We start from the raw sequence: 16,144 nt of genomic DNA, 5'->3' as shown, positions 1-16,144 counted from the left end.
TGGTTTAGCCTTAGTCGACGATACCGTATTTGGAGACCATTGCTTCCAGTTGATCCATCGAGAGCGGCTTAGGAATAACGAACATTTCATTCTCGATGATTTTGCGGGCCAGCTCGCCGTATTCATGAGCTTGTTCATGCTCTGCATCGAACTCTACGACTGTCTTCTTGTTGAATTCAGCCTTCTGTACGATGTTGTTACGAGGCATAAAGTGGATCATCTGAGTGCCGATGGCAGAGGTGAATTCCTCCAGGAATTCTCTTTCCTTATCCACGTTCCGGCTGTTACAGATAATGCCGCCGAGGCGAACACCGCTCTGCTTGGCGTATTTCACAAGGCCTTTACAGATGTTGTTGGCTGCGTAGATAGCCATCATTTCGCCCGAAGCAACGATGTATACTTCCTGAGCCTTGCCGTCGCGGATCGGCATTGCGAACCCGCCGCATACAACGTCACCCAGAACGTCGAAGAATACGAAGTCGAGGTCGTCCGTGTAAGCCCCGTTAGCTTCCATCAGGTCGATCGCGGTGATAACGCCGCGTCCTGCGCAGCCTACGCCCGGTTCCGGTCCGCCGGATTCAACACATTGGATATCCAGGTAGCCCGACTTGACAACCTTCTCGGTCGTAATGTTCTCGGCGCCGTCGTCGCGAAGCATATCCATCAGCGTCTTTTGGTTCATCCCGCCGAGAATCATGCGGGTGGAGTCGGCTTTCGGATCACAACCGTGGATGAATACTTTTTTGTTGTGATAATAAGCCATAGCCGCCGCCGTATTTTGCTGAGTCGTGGATTTGCCGATACCGCCTTTTCCGTAAATCGCGATTTTTCTAGTCATTTGAAATAACTCCTCTCAAATTTTAAATTTGAAATCAGGTACTGCGGTTTCTCTCCCTAGTCTTCGTGTGTTCGCGAAACCTCTCCCAACCCTCCGTTCATTTGTTAGTTTTAGTAACTCGACTTGTTATTTGTTTGATGTCTTACGCTTATGTTAGCCCCTGGAGGCTATATCGGACAATAAAAACGAGCGAAATCACCGCTCTCAAAACAGGATATTCAAAATATATGTTATGTTTTATGACATGTACTTTTGTTATTTTGATTTTCGACACTTTCATAGCGCTTTCATGAAAAGGATGGAAATATAGCCGCACTTTCCGTTCTTCCCCTGCTACAAAAAAACCGGATACCATCCTCACTCCCTGCCAGGGGAGCCGGATGGTATCCGGGGTAAATATGCCTGAAAAATAAGGCAGCTTGCTCACTTATTCTTATCCGCTCTGCGAAGGGCCTGAAGCAGCCATAGCGGAGCATCGCCTTTCATCAGACTGAGCAGCCGGTCCAACTGGGGAATAATTTCGGCTTCACTCTCCGTCTTGAGCGTCATGATCCCTTCCTGCCGAAGCCGTTTCTCCGCTTCTCCTCCTATACTGCAGACGAATAGCAGTGTACAATCGCCGATAAGCTGGACTCTGGTCTCCATCCGGCAGTCATGCTCCGCCTCATCCTGCCGCTCGGCGACCGATCGCGATTCCAGCCACCGGTAACGGCCCCCTTTCAATTCAAAAATCGAAAAAGCCGTGCAGAGTCCGAAATGCCCGTCGATATGCCTGCCGTCAATTGAAGCGAAAGCAATCCTCATTCGCCTGTCCTCCTCTCGGCCTGAAGCAGCGCATTCCCGATCCGGCCTAGCAGATCCGTCGTTCCTCCGTATCCGACGCTCACTACAAGCGGAGTCCCCAGCCTGCCCAGCACAGGGAAACCCATAGGCAGAAAAGCCGTGCCCCTGCGCTGCGCTCCTTGTTCACCGTAAGAGCTGCCTATCCATAAATCCGCGCCGGATGATGCCATTTCTTCCATATCTTCCAGATCTCCGATGCGGCATTCCCCGCGAAAATTCGCAAGAACGGGAGATGTGCACGGTGATATCGCTCTGAACGACCGGATGCCGACTTCCTCGAGCCATTCCGACAAGCTCAGCAGGTGATCCGGCTCCAGCGCCGCGATTATCTCCTTGCCACGGAAGACGCTCTGGGCATCCAGCATGCTGTCGAGCAGAATCTGCCGCTGCCACCGATGCTTGACCTGAACCTCAGTCCGGCTAAGCCGGCGAAGGAAGTCAAAGAACTCGTCACAGGCTGCAAGCCCGGTCAGACCCGGAAAGACATGGCAGGGAATGCCCGCAGCCGCCTCGATTTTGCGCCCCGCCCGTTCCATACTGCCTCCGACCGCTATCGTGCAGCTTGAAGTAAGCATTTTGTCCAGATAATCGAGCGGCATGCCCCCTCTTGACAGGCCGGTGCTTCCAACGAGCAGGTGACCGCAAAGCGATGACGACAAATCAGGCAGTGCCAGGACTTCAAGCCCGAATGAGGAAATGATCTCCTTTAGCTCCATGACATCGCCAGGTGTCAGATGCGGGCCCGGCAGCAGGTTCACGCGGTTCCTGCGTTTCTTGCGGGCTGCCCCGCCGCTTCTTCGGATGACAGCCTCCACTACAGCCTCCGTCATGCGGGCATAGCCGGTCTCCAGCGATCCTTCATAATCGGGAAGCTGCAAGGACAGCACCAGCGTCTCCGCATCACCGCCCCCGCTGCTCAGAAATTGTCTGACATCGCTCTCCAGATCCTCGCCTACCATTTCGGTCAGCGAAGTGCCGATAAGCGCAATCAGATCGGGTTTGAACTGCTTCAGCGCAAGCTCAAGCGCCTCCTGGGAGCTCTGCGTTCCGCCAAAGATCAGATTGGAATCGTGGATCGCCACATTCTGCAGCGCGACCGGCTCGCGGAAATGCTGAGAAATCAATTGGCCGACGGCATCGACACAGCCGTGAGCACCGTACAGAATCGGCAGGGAACGAAAAAATCCCTGCAGTGCCAGTACGCCTCCGATGGCTTGACTGACACGGAAAGGATTAACAGACAACGGTTTGACATTCATTTCTCCGGTTAAACTCATCGCTTCATCGCTCCCAAGGCGCACTCTTGCCGCTAAGCTTCCATACCGGCTGCTCCAGAGTGTCCAGGATATCACCGGCAAGCCGGCGCACGCCGGCATATCCGGCGTAAGAGCGATGCCGGTCCCGCGCCAGGTTCAGAAACGGAATTCTCTCTTTGAGCGGCACGTACTCATTCCTTCCGCTGACCAGCATCAGATCCCCACGACGCTCCCTGAAGGTCTGAAGAATTTTGCCATCCCCGCATTCATTCAGGATGACAGTGCCGCCTTCAAGTCTCTCCCGGATCCGGGACATGTCCTCCTGGGTGTTCCGGTTGGTGCCGACTGCCGCAATCTTCAGACCCAGCTCTTGCAGAAGAGTCAAGTATCTCCAGCTCTCGGTTCCGTCGGTATACAGCACAACCGATTTGCCCTTCAGCTCCCTGCGGACATTTGCCAGTTCGGAACGAAGCCGCTCCTCTTCCTTGCGGATGTACCGGTAGAGCTTCTTCTCCAGCTCCGCATCGCCGAAATGGAAAGCAAGCTGACGGATTGTGAAGCGGATCTCACGCTCGCCGTAGAAGGAACCCTCGAAATAAGGAATGTCGTACCGGTCCTTCATCCGTCTGGCGAGCGTAATCATCGCACGGCTGCACACGACCATATTGACCTTCGCCAGATGAGCGCGGCTTACCCTCGAATAGGAGTTCTCGCCGGTAATCTGCGACAGCACCCGAATACCGGTTTTGGCAAGCAGCGCCTCCATATCCGCCCCTTCCTCTCCGCCCTCGTACTCGCCGATCAGATTAATGTCATAAGTACCCGGATGTCCCGGCTCTTCAACCCCCTGTCCGATCACCCTGTCCATCAGCGCTTCTCCCGCCAGTCTCCGGCCCATATTTCCGCTGCTTCCGCTGAAGCCCGGACTGTGAACCGGGATGACGGGTATATTCCAGGCGGTCTCCGCCTCGCTGCAGACAGCGTCGAGATCCTCCATCGAGAGTACAGTAATGCAAGTCGCATACACGAAGATTGCGGGAGGCTTGTAATTCTCGGCGATGTAGCCGATTGCTTTCAACAGCTTTCCTTCACCGCCGAGCGCCATATCCCTGTCATTCAAATACGTGGAGAAGCCATATCCCGCCAGACCGCCATGATGACCCCGATCAGCCGGCTCCAGCCATCCGCTCTCCAGACAGGCGGATGTTCCATGCACCAGATGGGCCGCATCCCTGATTGGCAGAAGAGCGGCAAGCGAACCGGCAACGGGGCAGCCCCGCGAAACTTCGCCCGGTCCCGGACGAACGCAGCCTTTCTTCTCCTGACCGTTATGTTCGCAATCCGGCTCCACGAACAGCGCATTCTTCCCTCTAGGCATTATGCATCCCCCTTTCACCAAGCTATTCCATTGTCTTCAATCTGACTAAGCGCTCTTCTTAACGGCATCCTCCCGCAAAATAATGATAGAACTTGACATTGTCCCGAAGCTGACTGTCGATATCCCCTTTGCAGACGATCGGCATAATACCCGCATGCTTCAGCTTGCTGGCCGGAGCCTTTCCGATTCCGGAACAGAGCAGCATGATGCAGTCCTTGAGCATATGCACCGTCTCTGCAAATATTCGAACTCCGCTGCCTCCTTCATCCTCGCCGCAATCCGCCAGTCCGTTGCAGTATGCCTGCACCTTGCGGACGCCTACGAGACGATGTTCACCCGATTCCCGGGCCTCGTAGATCAGAAACTCGCGTGCATGTCCGAAATGCTGATTGATCTGGCCGGACCCCCTGGTCGCAACGGCCACCTTAACAGCACCATCCCAGCTTCCTTCGGCCAGCTCCACGCTTTTGTTCATCCGGGCGACCAGCATCTCCTGATGCGCGTCTCTTCCGGCCTTGTCGAACAGAACCGCATTCTGGATCAGATCCGGAGCCTGGCTCAGATCGTCGCCCAGCATGCCGACAGCGTCCGCCCGGCACTGGCGGCAGTGGCGCATGACCGGCATAATCTCCGACGATGCCTGCTGCACAGCAGCCGATTCTTCACCGGTAGGCACCCGGTAGCCTTGCTTGGCATAGAAGCTGCCGGGCGAAAGGATCAGCGGCATAATATTATGGCTAAAAGCGCCAAGCTTCTTCACCGTTCGGGTTACCTCGGCCAAATGCTCCCCGTTCACTTCAGGGATGTGCACGGAGTTCACCTTGCAGAGAATGCCCGCTTTGGCAAGCATCTCAATGCCGAGCAACTGCCGATTAATGAGCAGCCGGGCCGCTTCCTCCCCGTTGTACAACACGCCGTCATAGAAGACCTTCTCATAGACGCGAGCGCCGATTGCAGGATCCACCGCATTCATTGTGACGGTGACATGACGGATGCCGAGCTCGGTGATTTGCTCGATATAATCGGGCAGCATCAAACCGTTCGTACTGAGGCATAGATGGAAATCAGGGTCGTGCTCCGACACCAGACGGAAGGTGCGGAATACCGCATCGGCATTGGCCAGCGGATCACCAGGGCCTGCAATTCCGAAAACGGACAGCTGGGGCAGACGGGACATCGTCCAGACTACTTGGTCAGCGGCCTCCTCCGGAGACAGCACCTGGCTGACAACGCCCGGCCGGCTTTCATTGACACAGTCAAACTTCGGGTTGCAGTAGTTGCAGCGAATATTGCATTTGGGCGCCACCGCTGCGTGCATGCGTGCAAAATGATGATGCGCCTGTTCGCTGTAACAGGGATGCTTCAATACAGCCGAATCCGACATGACGGTTCCTCCTCCCGATAAGTCATATTAGTTAACACTAAATATAACTAATTATAACTCATTAAATAAATAATTGCTGATTTTCATCAGAATAATGCGATCATTCGGGAGGGTCAATGAGGAAAAAGACATCACATAGGCATTTTGGAAAATCCGTCGAAAATGATGTTATATAAGTTAACGTATTATTAACACTGATTGAACAGACACTTCGAATAAAAGGCTTTCAGTTTTCTGCCAAAAAAATCCTTCAAAGCCGCCGCTTCTCTCCGGAACCGAACGACCTTGAAGGATCTGGTGTTACTACTTATCAAATGATAATACCGTGCTGAAGCAAAATTTAATCAGGCGAAAGGTGCGGCAGCCGTCTTGATGCAGCTGGTCGGACAGCTGTCGATCGCATCGTTAAGCTCTTCCAGCAGATCGCTTGCAATAAGGGTTACGCCTTTGTTGCCGTCGCCTTCAAAGATCACTTCCGCCAGGCCGTCATCGTCAAAATCGAATATTTCCGGAGCTGCCGATCCGCAGCTTCCACACGCGATACAGGAATCTTTCTTTACCTTTACATATTTGCTCATGATTTCCACTCCTCTTTTTCATCCAAAGTTAGTCCTATTATAAAAAGGGGAATGGCAGAAGAATGTGACATAAGCTATAGCAGCATCAACTCATTGCGCAATTTTCACAATTTTTATCTATTTTCAAGAATAACACGCCAACACCCGCACTCTAAATGTCATTTTATCTGACATGTGAAAATCAGAGTCTGGAATCTGCTTGATGGCGGCTTGCATTCTCCCGGCACTTTACTGGCTTTCGGCTGATGACGGGTCAAACACGTTTGGGGTCAAAGCTGTATAAGAGCTGCCCGCCATATGGGGATAGCTCATAGCAATGCTCTCGAAGGAAGCTGCGATCATGCTGTGAAGCGGATGGCTGGACACAAGGCCCAGTCTGTCTTCAATGACGGCATGTATGCCCGTTGTGCGGAGCGATTCCTGAAGGGACAAAGCCTCCGGATCGCCGGGATGATCAAAGAACAGGGCCGATGCGATAGCCGAGATCAGATTTGGAGTATCCAGCCCGTACTCATAAGCCAGCAGAGCGGGCTTAACCAGACGGTCATTGGGCGACAGCTTGCGAAGCGGGGAACGGGCGACACGTGTGATTTTATCGGAAAAATTGGGGTTGGAGAATCTTGCCATCGTCTTATTGATGTACCGTTCATGGACGGCAGGGTCGAACCCGTGCTTGCGAATGAGCACCTTCCCCGTCTCTTTGAGCACTCCATACACGCGTTGCCGGACACCGGGGTCCGACATCGCTTTCTGTACAGTGGGCCAGCCTTCCAAAAAGCCGAAATAGGCGGCGCAGCAGTGTCCTGTATTCATGGTGAACAGCTTCCGCTCAAGATAGGGGTCGAGAGATTCGACGTAGCGGGCTCCTTTCAGCTCGGGATCGCCGCCGATCAGGCCGCTGCGGGGAATGACCCACTCGCTATAGGGCTCGACCAGAACCTCCAGCGGGTCTTTATTCTTCTGGACAGGAACGATCCGGTCCACCATAACATTCGGAAAAGCGACGCACCGCTCCGCCAGCTCTCTAAGCGGCTTGTTCATATGGCGGTAGACCGATCTTTTGAGCTGCTGGCCGCTTCCGATGCCATTCTCACAGGCCATCACATGCAGGGGCTTGACCTTCATCCCCTCCCTGCTCAATCGCAGCTCAATGCCCCGGGCGATGGTCTCCGCGATGTCCTTGAGAGCGGTGATGCCCACCGCCGTAGTGACTAGCTCCGCTCCGGCGATGGCCTCCGCCACTTCCTCGGTGTCGCTGAGGCGAATGGCGGTCACATTATCCACTGTGAAGCGGTCCCGATTGTCATTGGCCAGCGTGACGGGATAATGGCCCCGTTCCCTAAGCTGGTTGACCTGTCTCTCATTTCTGGCAACAAAACACACTTCGTATCCGGAGTCGGACAGAATCGGCCCGATTAGCCCTCTGCCAATATTGCCCGCTCCAAAATGTACGGCTCTCAATATGGTGTCCCCCTTTGGTTTTAGGATGGCGCCTCTGAGACGTGGCTAGTGCAATCTGTAGTCTGTAGTTTGGTTATACCTGCAGTCCGGGTTCCTGGAAGCACCGGCGGGTAATCACATGGTCAAATTCGAGAAGGTCCAGGCTTTCAATCCTGTGATGCGGGGTGTCAAACGTAAGGAAGCTCGTGATTTCGTTCGGCGTAACGACGCATTTCATTCCTGCAGCCGCAGCCGCACGCGCCCCGTTAGGGGAATCTTCGATCGCCACCGCTTCCTCAGGCGATACGCCGAGGCAGGACAGGGCCTGGAGATACAGTTCGGGGTCGGGTTTCACCCGCTTGACATGATCCGAGGTCCGGATGCAGTCAAAATAGTCGCGGATGCCAAGCTGGTTCAAATAAGTCTCCACCCATTCGGCAGAGGAACTCGATGCAAGACCGATCTTGAGTCCGGTTGCCTTGCCCGCTTCCAGATAACGCTTAATACCGGGCCGCATCTTCTGAAGCTCCATCAGCTCGCGATGTCTGCCCTGAACGGAAATCCGGAACGCCTCCTTGTCGATGGGAAGGTTGAGATCCGTCATTAAATATTCATAGGGGTTAAAGCTGTTCAGGCTTGTTCCGATGCACGTAGAGTACTGTTCAAGCGTCAGCTCTACGCCATGCTTCCGGTAAGCTTCGTTAAAGGCTGTATACCATGCTGTCTCGGTATCGATAATCGTTCCGTCGAAGTCAAATATGAGTGCTTTGATCAAATTGGTCATCTCCTCGTATTTGGTGTGCTGAACGTGCTGTTCTGTAAAAAACCTTAACAAACCCGTTTTGAAAGAGTCAAGAGCGCCCGGCGGCGCCAGGCACTATGATACCGGTTCCAACAGACTCCCCATACATTTCCTTTTCGCTCTCTGGAAAGCGCCATCAAAGACTTCGAGCTGAAAATACGAAGCGGTCTCATAGCGGCCTCAAAACCCTGCCAGCCCTGGATTCTGTTGTAATCCGCCCGGACTGGATCACCCCAAGAATCCGGGTTATTCCCGATCGGGGCTTCCGCACATTTTTAATTTTTTTTATTTTTTTAATCGAAACATGTTTGAAACCCCTTACAAATGGTTTAAATTTTAACCAGTTGGCCATAAAGGATGGCTGGATGGAGCATGGCCCCTCAGTATGGTAAATAAATTCCAAGAAAGCTTTGACTTTTTGAAAGAGGATCGATTATACTTGAATTACGCTTAATTTTCAGATATTTCAATCTGAGAAGCGGGGGAACCAATCAATTGGGGCGAATCACTCCTTCTGGAGTGTAGGGTACCATCTTACCCGAGTCCGTCAGCTAACCCCGTCAGCAGTGGATGGGTCTATTTTTATGCGGTTAATAAACCAGAGACCCTTGTTAAGGGTCTTTTTTTGTTCCCCCACTCTGACGTTTCGATGGCATTGATATGGCTTCCTCACAACCCCAAACGATGAGCGAAGGAGTGATGGAGATGCTGCAAGCACAAGCATATTGCCAGAAAGACATGAATCAAGCGGTCCTGAACGGACTCAACAATGAAGAGCGGTCCAGGAACAAGGACATTCCGGCATACCGGATCCTCGACGAGGATCTCCCGCTTACCGGGTGGGATGATCAGGATGAAATCCTTCGAAAGCTGGTCAACCCGGACGAGGGAGAATTTCTGTAACGATATAACCTGGATTCATTTATAACCTGTCGCATAATCCCGAAGGAGAGACGTTTCATTCCCCTTCGGGATTTTTACAATCCCCCTTAGTTCACAATGACTGTCCCCAGTAACTTCGACTGTTCTTACGTAACTCCGATACCCGTTACCTTTGGTCCCTCTCCGCCGCCGCTGTCTGTTCTGGTTCGGCTTGAGCAAGCACGGGCTTCAACTCATCGCGCACACTGTTCTCCCACAGCGGAACTCCCGACCGGTAGGCCGCTCTGCCATTGAGATGTCCGGCTACAGGAGAGGTAATAAAGACAAAACCAATCACAAGCAGCAGCTTGAAGCTCGCCGTTCCGGACGAGATCCAGTCAAGGATAAAGGCACCTGCCAGCACACCGACCACACCAAGCGTCGCACTTTTGGTCGCCGCATGGGACCGCAGATAGACATCCGGCAGACGCACCAGTCCGAATGCGCTGATTCCGCAGATAACTGCTCCGACCAGCACCAGAACCGCTGCCAGCAGCTCACCTGCGTTCTTCATCGTCTCCAGGCTCAATTACAGCACCCCTTTCGATATATCTCGCCAAAGCTGCCGTTCCGATAAACGTCAAAATGCCGATGACAAGCGCGATCCCGATAAAATCCTTTGTGCCAAGCAGAATGCCCAGAATGGCGATCATGGACAGCAGCAGAATACCGATTGTATCCAGCGCGGCGATCCGGTCGGAAGGCGTCGGACCCTTCAGCAGCCGGTACAGGCAGGCCAGGATTGAGAGCGCAAGCACGCCCATCGATATGTTCAGCACGATATCCTTCATGCCGCCGTCACCTCCGCTATCGCTTGTTCAAACGTGTTTCGGATGTCCTCGCACAGATAACCGGCATCCTGAATATCCATGGCATGAATGTACAGCATCCGTTTGTCTCCCGATACTTCGAGTGTCAGCGTACCCGGCGTCAGGCAGATCAGACAGGATAATATCGTAATTTCCCAATCGGTAGTAAGCTTGGTCTCATAGGCGAAGATGCCCGGTGAAATGTCCAGCTTCGGACGCACAATATTCCGGATCACCGCAACACCCGACTTGACCAGCTCTCTCGAAAAAATGCCCAGCAGCTTCACAACCGCCCAGACCCGTTTGAGATAAAAGGGCTGATTCCCGAATTTGCGAAAAAGAAACAGCAGAGCTGCCCCGATCACATACCCGACGGTCAAGCCCCCTCCCGTCCAGTTGTCATTCAGGACCATCCATAAGACTGCAATCAATACATTTAATCCAATCTGATAGGCCATGATCATCTACTCCTTCAACACAGCTTCAATATAAGCCTGTGGATGGGCCATTACCGCTCCGGCTTCCGCTACATACTCATACACGATCTCCGAGCCTATGCCCATCGCGATAACAATCGCGAGCAGGCCCGCCGCAGCGGCAGTTGCTCCTTTCGCCCGAACCTTCGGATATTCTCTTGCAGGCTCGCTTCTCCAGAAGGCCAGCATAAAGATTTTGATCAGCGAATACAGAACGAGTAAGCTTGAAGCCAGACCAATCAGAGACAGCGTCAGCATCCCATGCTCAAATGCGCCTCTTATGATCAGCACCTTGCCCGCGAAACCGCTGAGCGGAGGAATGCCCGCTACTGCGAGCGCGAGCACCAAGAACATCCAGCCGATCAGGGGGTAACGGCGGAGCATGCCTCCCATATCCCCCAGCTTCTCGCTCCCTGCCAGCATAATGATGATGCCGCCCAGCATGTACATCAGCCCCTTGGACAGCATATCATGCATCAGATAGAACACCGCCCCGTCAAGCGCATCGGGAGTCGCCGCCGCGAGTCCCAGAGCGACAAAGCCAACGCTGATGATGACATTGTAGTTCAGGATGCGGGGGATGTCGGTATAGGCTATCGCCCCCACGCCCCCGAGAATCATGGCTGCCGCACCCATGACTGCAATCCAAGGGTGCGTGAATCCAGGATCATAAGCGAAGATCAGCGTGAACGTCCGGAGAACGGCATACAGTCCCACCTTGGTCAGCAGCGCCCCGAACAGCGCCCTTACAGCCAGCGGCGGCGCGCTATACGATTCCGGAAGCCAGAAGAACAGGAACAATCCCGCCTTCAGCGAGAATACGATCAGAAAGAGCAGGGCAATTACATTCAGCACGCCTCCCTGACCCGTCTCGGCGATGCGCTGCGAGAGCTGGGCCATATTGAGCGTGCCGACTGCAGCATACAGGTAGGCGACCGCAGCTACGAACAGCGTCGAAGACACGATGTTGATCAAGAGGTATTTCACCGTCTCCCGAAGCTGCGCTCTGGTTCCGCCGAGCGAAATCAAGGCGTAGGACGAAATCAGCAGCACCTCGAAGAAGACGAACAGATTGAAGATATCGCCGGTCAGAAACGAACCGTTCACACCGACCAGCAGAAAATGAAAGAACACGTAATAATAGTTTCGCTCCCGCTCGGGACCTATAGTAAAGAACGAATATAGCAGGACGGCGGCTGCCGTCAACGCTGTCGTCAATACGAGCAGTCCGGCCAGCATATCGCCGACGAACACAATGCCAAAGGGCGGGGCCCATCCACCCATATGCAGCGTTTGAATGCCGTGCCGGTGAATCCTGCTGATCAGAATAAGCGCTGCGGCAAGACTCAGAATCGAAGCACACGCGGCAACCAGCCGCTGCGCGCGCTGATTCTCCTTCAAGAAGATTAGAAGAACGGCGGCGCAGAGCGGGATCAGGACAGGCATGATAAGCAGATTGCTCATGGCATCTCCCCTCCTTCTCTTGCTCCGCCTCCGTCATCCTCCGGGGCCGTCTGGTGAGCCCGATAGGCCAGAACCAGGAAAAACGCGGTGACACCAAAGCTGATGACAATCGAGGTCAGGATCAGCGCCTGCGGCACCGGATCGACGTAAGCATCCGCTTCCCCGCCTAGCAACGGTGGCGCGCCCCGCTTCAGTCCAGCCATCGTCAGCAGCAGCAGATGCACGCCATGCGTTAACAGGGAGGTGCCCAGGATGACGCGCAGCAGGCTTTTGGACAGGATGAGATAGACGCCGAGCATGAACAGAATACCGACAGCCACGGCCATAACCAGCTCCATTATCGATCCCTCCCTATCGTTGTGATCATATTCATCGTCACCCCGACGACCGCCAAATACACGCCAAGGTCGAACAGAACGGCGGTGGCCAGTTCCGTATCGCCCAGCAGCGGCAGTTCGAAATGGCCGAAGGCATGGCTCAGAAACGGCGCACCGAAAGCAAAAGAGCCGGCGGAAGTCAGAATAGCGATCACTAGCCCGGCCGCCGTTACAATGCGGTAATTTACGGGCAGCGCCTTGCGCAGCGTATCCAGTCCGTTCACAAATCCGAGCAGAATCAGGGCCGCCGAAGTCATCAGCCCCGCGATAAAGCCTCCGCCTGGATGATTATGCCCCGCAAAGAACAAGTACAAGGCAAACGCCAAAATCAGATAGACAATGACGCTGCTCATCGTGCGCAGAATGACATCATTGCTCCTGGCCGGGAAGTCCGCTTTGCTTAAGAGCGCAGGCCGAAGGCTTCTGGAAGCGGAATCTCCGGGCTCAAGCCGCAGGCGGATCAATCCGTAGACGGCAAGCGACGCGATGCCCAGCACCATGATCTCGAACAAGGTATCGAAGCCGCGGAAGTCGACGAGGATGACGTTGACGACATTTTTGCCGCCCGCCTGGGAATAGCTCATCTTCAGAAAAAACTCCGAAATCGGCTCGAACGGGCTGCTTCCCATGGCTGCGAGGGCGACGAACGTCATAATCAGTCCAACCCCACCCGAAATAATCCAATTGATCGTCTTCACCCTTGCCTTCACCCTCTCGGGCTTCAGCTTCGGCAGATACCGGAAGCATAGCAGGAACAGGATAACGGACACCGTCTCGACCATCATTTGCGTCAGAGCAAGATCGGGTGCCCGGAAGAGCACGAACAGCAGTGTGACCATGTAGCCGACAGCTCCGGAGAGCAGAATGGCGGCGACTCGGGATTTGGCAAAAGGTACGGCAACTGCGGCTCCCAGCATAACGGCGATGATGACATATTCATAAAAAGACACCGGCGCATACGTCTTCAGCCCAAACGACAGACCCGGCTTCAACAGAAGCGTTCCCCCAAGCGCCAGAATGAAAAATCCAAATATATATAGAAGATAATGCCGCCGGGAACCGGTCATATAGAGATCGGTCAGCCGGGCCGAGCCGGACTCCATTCCCTTAAGCGAGATATCGTATAGTCGGCTCAGATAATTCCGCCCGCCGGACTCCTTATTCAACAGTCGCAGACGGCGGTAACCCCGGAACAGCAAGATCCCGGCGGCGATGATTCCAAGAGTCAGGAACAGCTCCGGCGTCCAGCCATGCCAGAAATGAATGGAGACACCAAAGGCTTCCCCGGACGGAATCAGCTCATCGCCAAGTCCCCGGTATATGGACAGCATGGCAGGTTCGATCAGCGAATGCGACAGCAAATTGGGCGCAAATCCGAAGACAAGCGCAAGCGAGACCAGGATGACGGGAGGCAGATAGAGGCCGGGCGAAGCTTCATGCGGAGCCTTGGGCAGCTCTTCTCTCCGCAGCTTCCCGCCGAACGTCCCGAATACGAGAATCATGCTGTACACGAAGGTCAGAACGCTGGCAATCCATGCGATGACGGGGAACGCCAGCATCCAGACCTGAACGTTCAGAATGTCCAGCTCCCGGATATGCAGAACGGCGGCAAGGAACATCTCCTTGCTTAAGAATCCGGCGAACGGCGGCAATCCCGCCATCGAGAATGAACCGATAACCGATACGGTGAACGTAACGGGCATGAGAGACATCAGGCCGCCGAGCTTGCGTATGTCGCGGGTGCCGGTCTCATGGTCGACAATGCCTACTGCCATGAAGAGCGAGCCTTTGAAGACCGCATGGTTGATCAGATGGAACACCGCGGCCGATGCAGCAGCGGTGTAGGCGATCGCCCCCACGTCTCCACGGAAGAAGAAGGCGGCGGAGCCCAGGCCGAGCAGACACATGATGAGTCCAAGCTGGCTGATCGTCGAGTAGGCCAGAAGAGCTTTCAGATCGGTCTGCCGGGTCGCTTTGAACGAGCCGTAGAGAAGCGTCGCGAGGCCCGTCAGCGACACCAGCCAGAACCACTGCGCGTGCCCGCCGAAGACGGGAGTAAGCCGGGCCACCAAATAGAGGCCCGCCTTGACCATCGTCGCCGAATGCAAATACGCGCTGACCGGGGTCGGCGCCTCCATCGCATCCGGCAGCCAGATATGGAACGGGAATTGCGCCGATTTCGTGAAGGCTCCCAGCAGAATGAGCAGCATCGCCGGGATGAACATTGGTTCCGGACTGATCGTCTGCACCTGTAAGATAATCTCCCGGATGCTGTAAGTCCCGCTCATGACATACAGCAGATTGAAGCCGCCGAACATGGCGAGTCCACCGAAGACGGTGATCAGCATCGATTTCAGCGCCCCGTAGCGGGATCTCTCCCTGCGGTTCCAGAAAGCGATCAGCAGGAACGAAGCAATGCTGGTCAGCTCCCAGAATCCGTAAAGTACCATCAAATTGTCTGACAGAACAACGCCCAGCATCGCTCCCATAAACAGCAGCAAATACACATAGAAATTCCGGATGTTCTCTGTTCCTCTATCCAGATAATGAATGGAGTAGATTACAACGAGAATCCCGATCCCGCTGATTAACAGCGCGAACACCATGCTGAGACCGTCGAGCACAAAGCTCAGGTCGATTCCGAGCGACGGCATCCAGCGGATCGTTGCCGACAACGGCTCGCCTTTACGGATATCGGGAAGCCTGGCCGCAAAGTATAGAAACAGCGCCGCCGGGACGGGCAGTGCCACCCAGCCCGTGTGCAGACGCGGCAGACGCCGGGTCAGCGGAATCATCAATCCAGCAGCTAAAAAAGGAAGCAGTACAGCTAAATGCAGCACGAACCCGAACTCCTTTCGACTAGTTATTCACCCACTCGTTCTGAATGATTCTCAAATATTGAGTGTTCCCGTTATTCACTATCTTGAACAGCCCGGTATTAAAGTCGGTATGCAGCTGACGGAAAAACACGCCTTTAAGCGGTTTATCTCCGTCCGGGCTGTCGCTGAGCTCATAATGCTCTCCCCGCTTCACGAGGTAAGCCGTGAATCCCTCCTCATGCGTCTCCTCCAGCATATCGGGGTAACGCTGAACAGCCACAATATGCAGGTCGATCGCTCCGATCCGCTCCATCAGCTCATTAATGAAGCTGCCGCGCGTAATTTCCTGCCACAGCGTCTGGCTGGATTGCCCAAGCACAATTTGGGTAATCCCTCTTTCCTTTGCAGTGTCGGCGATGACGTCCGCCGTTTTCCGCCCTTGGCATTTCCTGACCAGAAATTCACCGCCGGCTTCCCGTGTCTGATTCTCCCATCCGGCAAGGAACATCTCCTTATCGGAGTTGTATTCATTCTCCCCCATTGTATCGACCGTGAGCACACACAACGGTGCACCGATAAGCGCTGCCAGCCGCGCTCCTCTTTGAATCAGCCGCTGCCCATGTGGTCCATAGTGGACACATACCATAATACTTTCCTTACCAGAGATGCTCTCGTTGTCAGAGACACTTGACATCCCGACATCGCCCCTTCCTATTATTTCCATATAATAAAACAAAAAGAGCCCGCTGGTGGCAGGCT

16 protein-coding genes and 1 riboswitch are annotated in these 16,144 nt (G+C 54.2%); of the genes, 1 reads left to right on the top strand and 15 read right to left on the bottom strand.

What is annotated here, in order from left to right; all coding sequences use genetic code 11:
- Positions 1 to 10: 10 nt before the first annotated feature.
- From nifH to PSTEL_RS10880, 8 genes are all read right to left on the bottom strand, one after another.
- On the bottom strand, positions 11 to 838 hold the full coding sequence (nifH, locus tag PSTEL_RS10915) for a nitrogenase iron protein (RefSeq protein WP_038695267.1): 828 nt from the start codon (positions 836 to 838) through the stop codon (positions 11 to 13).
- A 423-nt stretch (positions 839 to 1,261) separates the two neighbouring features.
- Positions 1,262 to 1,642, bottom strand: a complete 381-nt coding sequence (locus PSTEL_RS10910; RefSeq protein ID WP_038695265.1) for a NifB/NifX family molybdenum-iron cluster-binding protein — start codon at positions 1,640 to 1,642, stop codon at positions 1,262 to 1,264.
- Complete coding sequence (gene nifN, locus PSTEL_RS10905) at positions 1,639 to 2,958, bottom strand: nitrogenase iron-molybdenum cofactor biosynthesis protein NifN (RefSeq protein ID WP_245625130.1); 1,320 nt, start codon at positions 2,956 to 2,958, stop codon at positions 1,639 to 1,641. Before nifN ends, PSTEL_RS10910 begins: the two co-directional genes overlap by 4 nt.
- A 4-nt stretch (positions 2,959 to 2,962) precedes the next feature.
- The gene (locus tag PSTEL_RS10900; RefSeq protein WP_038695263.1) at positions 2,963 to 4,315 is read right to left on the bottom strand and encodes a nitrogenase component 1; all 1,353 of its coding nucleotides are present in this window, start codon (positions 4,313 to 4,315) and stop codon (positions 2,963 to 2,965) included.
- Between the two features lie 58 nt (positions 4,316 to 4,373).
- The gene (gene nifB, locus PSTEL_RS10895; protein ID WP_038695261.1) at positions 4,374 to 5,699 is read right to left on the bottom strand and encodes a nitrogenase cofactor biosynthesis protein NifB; all 1,326 of its coding nucleotides are present in this window, start codon (positions 5,697 to 5,699) and stop codon (positions 4,374 to 4,376) included.
- Between the two features lie 344 nt (positions 5,700 to 6,043).
- Entirely contained in the window at positions 6,044 to 6,277 is a 234-nt protein-coding gene (locus PSTEL_RS10890; protein ID WP_038695258.1) for a ferredoxin, read from the bottom strand.
- Between the two features lie 228 nt (positions 6,278 to 6,505).
- Positions 6,506 to 7,738 carry a mannitol-1-phosphate 5-dehydrogenase gene (locus PSTEL_RS10885; protein ID WP_052098363.1) on the bottom strand — a complete coding sequence of 411 codons (1,233 nt, stop codon included), beginning with the start codon at positions 7,736 to 7,738 and terminating at the stop codon, positions 6,506 to 6,508.
- Positions 7,739 to 7,811: 73 nt separating this feature from the next.
- Positions 7,812 to 8,492: an HAD family hydrolase gene (locus PSTEL_RS10880; protein WP_038695256.1), complete on the bottom strand. Its 681-nt coding sequence runs from the start codon at positions 8,490 to 8,492 to the stop codon at positions 7,812 to 7,814.
- A gap of 464 nt (positions 8,493 to 8,956) precedes the next feature.
- Positions 8,957 to 9,101: riboswitch (cyclic di-AMP (ydaO/yuaA leader) on the top strand.
- A gap of 156 nt (positions 9,102 to 9,257) precedes the next feature.
- Between PSTEL_RS10880 and PSTEL_RS10875 the strand changes: the two genes are divergently transcribed.
- Positions 9,258 to 9,422, top strand: coding sequence for a hypothetical protein (locus PSTEL_RS10875; RefSeq protein ID WP_156995846.1), 165 nt, complete (start codon positions 9,258 to 9,260; stop codon positions 9,420 to 9,422).
- A 145-nt stretch (positions 9,423 to 9,567) separates the two neighbouring features.
- Here PSTEL_RS10875 and mnhG read toward each other — a convergent pair whose 3' ends face one another.
- From mnhG to PSTEL_RS10840, 7 genes are read right to left on the bottom strand one after another with little or no spacing between them, the layout of a single operon-like run.
- A complete protein-coding gene (mnhG, locus tag PSTEL_RS10870; protein ID WP_038695252.1) occupies positions 9,568 to 9,954 on the bottom strand; it encodes a monovalent cation/H(+) antiporter subunit G in 387 nt (128 codons plus the stop codon).
- Positions 9,938 to 10,231, bottom strand: a complete 294-nt coding sequence (locus PSTEL_RS10865; protein ID WP_038695250.1) for a Na(+)/H(+) antiporter subunit F1 — start codon at positions 10,229 to 10,231, stop codon at positions 9,938 to 9,940. Before PSTEL_RS10865 ends, mnhG begins: the two co-directional genes overlap by 17 nt.
- Complete coding sequence (locus PSTEL_RS10860) at positions 10,228 to 10,707, bottom strand: Na+/H+ antiporter subunit E (protein ID WP_038695248.1); 480 nt, start codon at positions 10,705 to 10,707, stop codon at positions 10,228 to 10,230. The genes PSTEL_RS10865 and PSTEL_RS10860 overlap by 4 nt, the downstream gene beginning before the upstream one ends.
- Before the next feature lie 6 nt (positions 10,708 to 10,713).
- A complete protein-coding gene (locus PSTEL_RS10855; RefSeq protein WP_038695246.1) occupies positions 10,714 to 12,189 on the bottom strand; it encodes a Na+/H+ antiporter subunit D in 1,476 nt (491 codons plus the stop codon).
- Positions 12,186 to 12,527, bottom strand: a complete 342-nt coding sequence (locus PSTEL_RS10850; protein WP_038695244.1) for a Na(+)/H(+) antiporter subunit C — start codon at positions 12,525 to 12,527, stop codon at positions 12,186 to 12,188. Before PSTEL_RS10850 ends, PSTEL_RS10855 begins: the two co-directional genes overlap by 4 nt.
- Entirely contained in the window at positions 12,527 to 15,406 is a 2,880-nt protein-coding gene (locus tag PSTEL_RS10845) for a Na+/H+ antiporter subunit A (RefSeq protein WP_038695242.1), read from the bottom strand. The genes PSTEL_RS10850 and PSTEL_RS10845 overlap by 1 nt, the downstream gene beginning before the upstream one ends.
- Before the next feature lie 19 nt (positions 15,407 to 15,425).
- Complete coding sequence (locus PSTEL_RS10840; protein ID WP_052098362.1) at positions 15,426 to 16,079, bottom strand: universal stress protein; 654 nt, start codon at positions 16,077 to 16,079, stop codon at positions 15,426 to 15,428.
- Positions 16,080 to 16,144 lie beyond the last annotated feature (65 nt).

The organism is Paenibacillus stellifer, assembly GCF_000758685.1.
GTDB classification, from domain to species: Bacteria; Bacillota; Bacilli; order Paenibacillales; family Paenibacillaceae; genus Paenibacillus_AQ; species Paenibacillus_AQ stellifer.
Note: the sequence above shows the minus strand (reverse complement) of the source record. Positions and strands in the feature narration are given on the sequence as shown.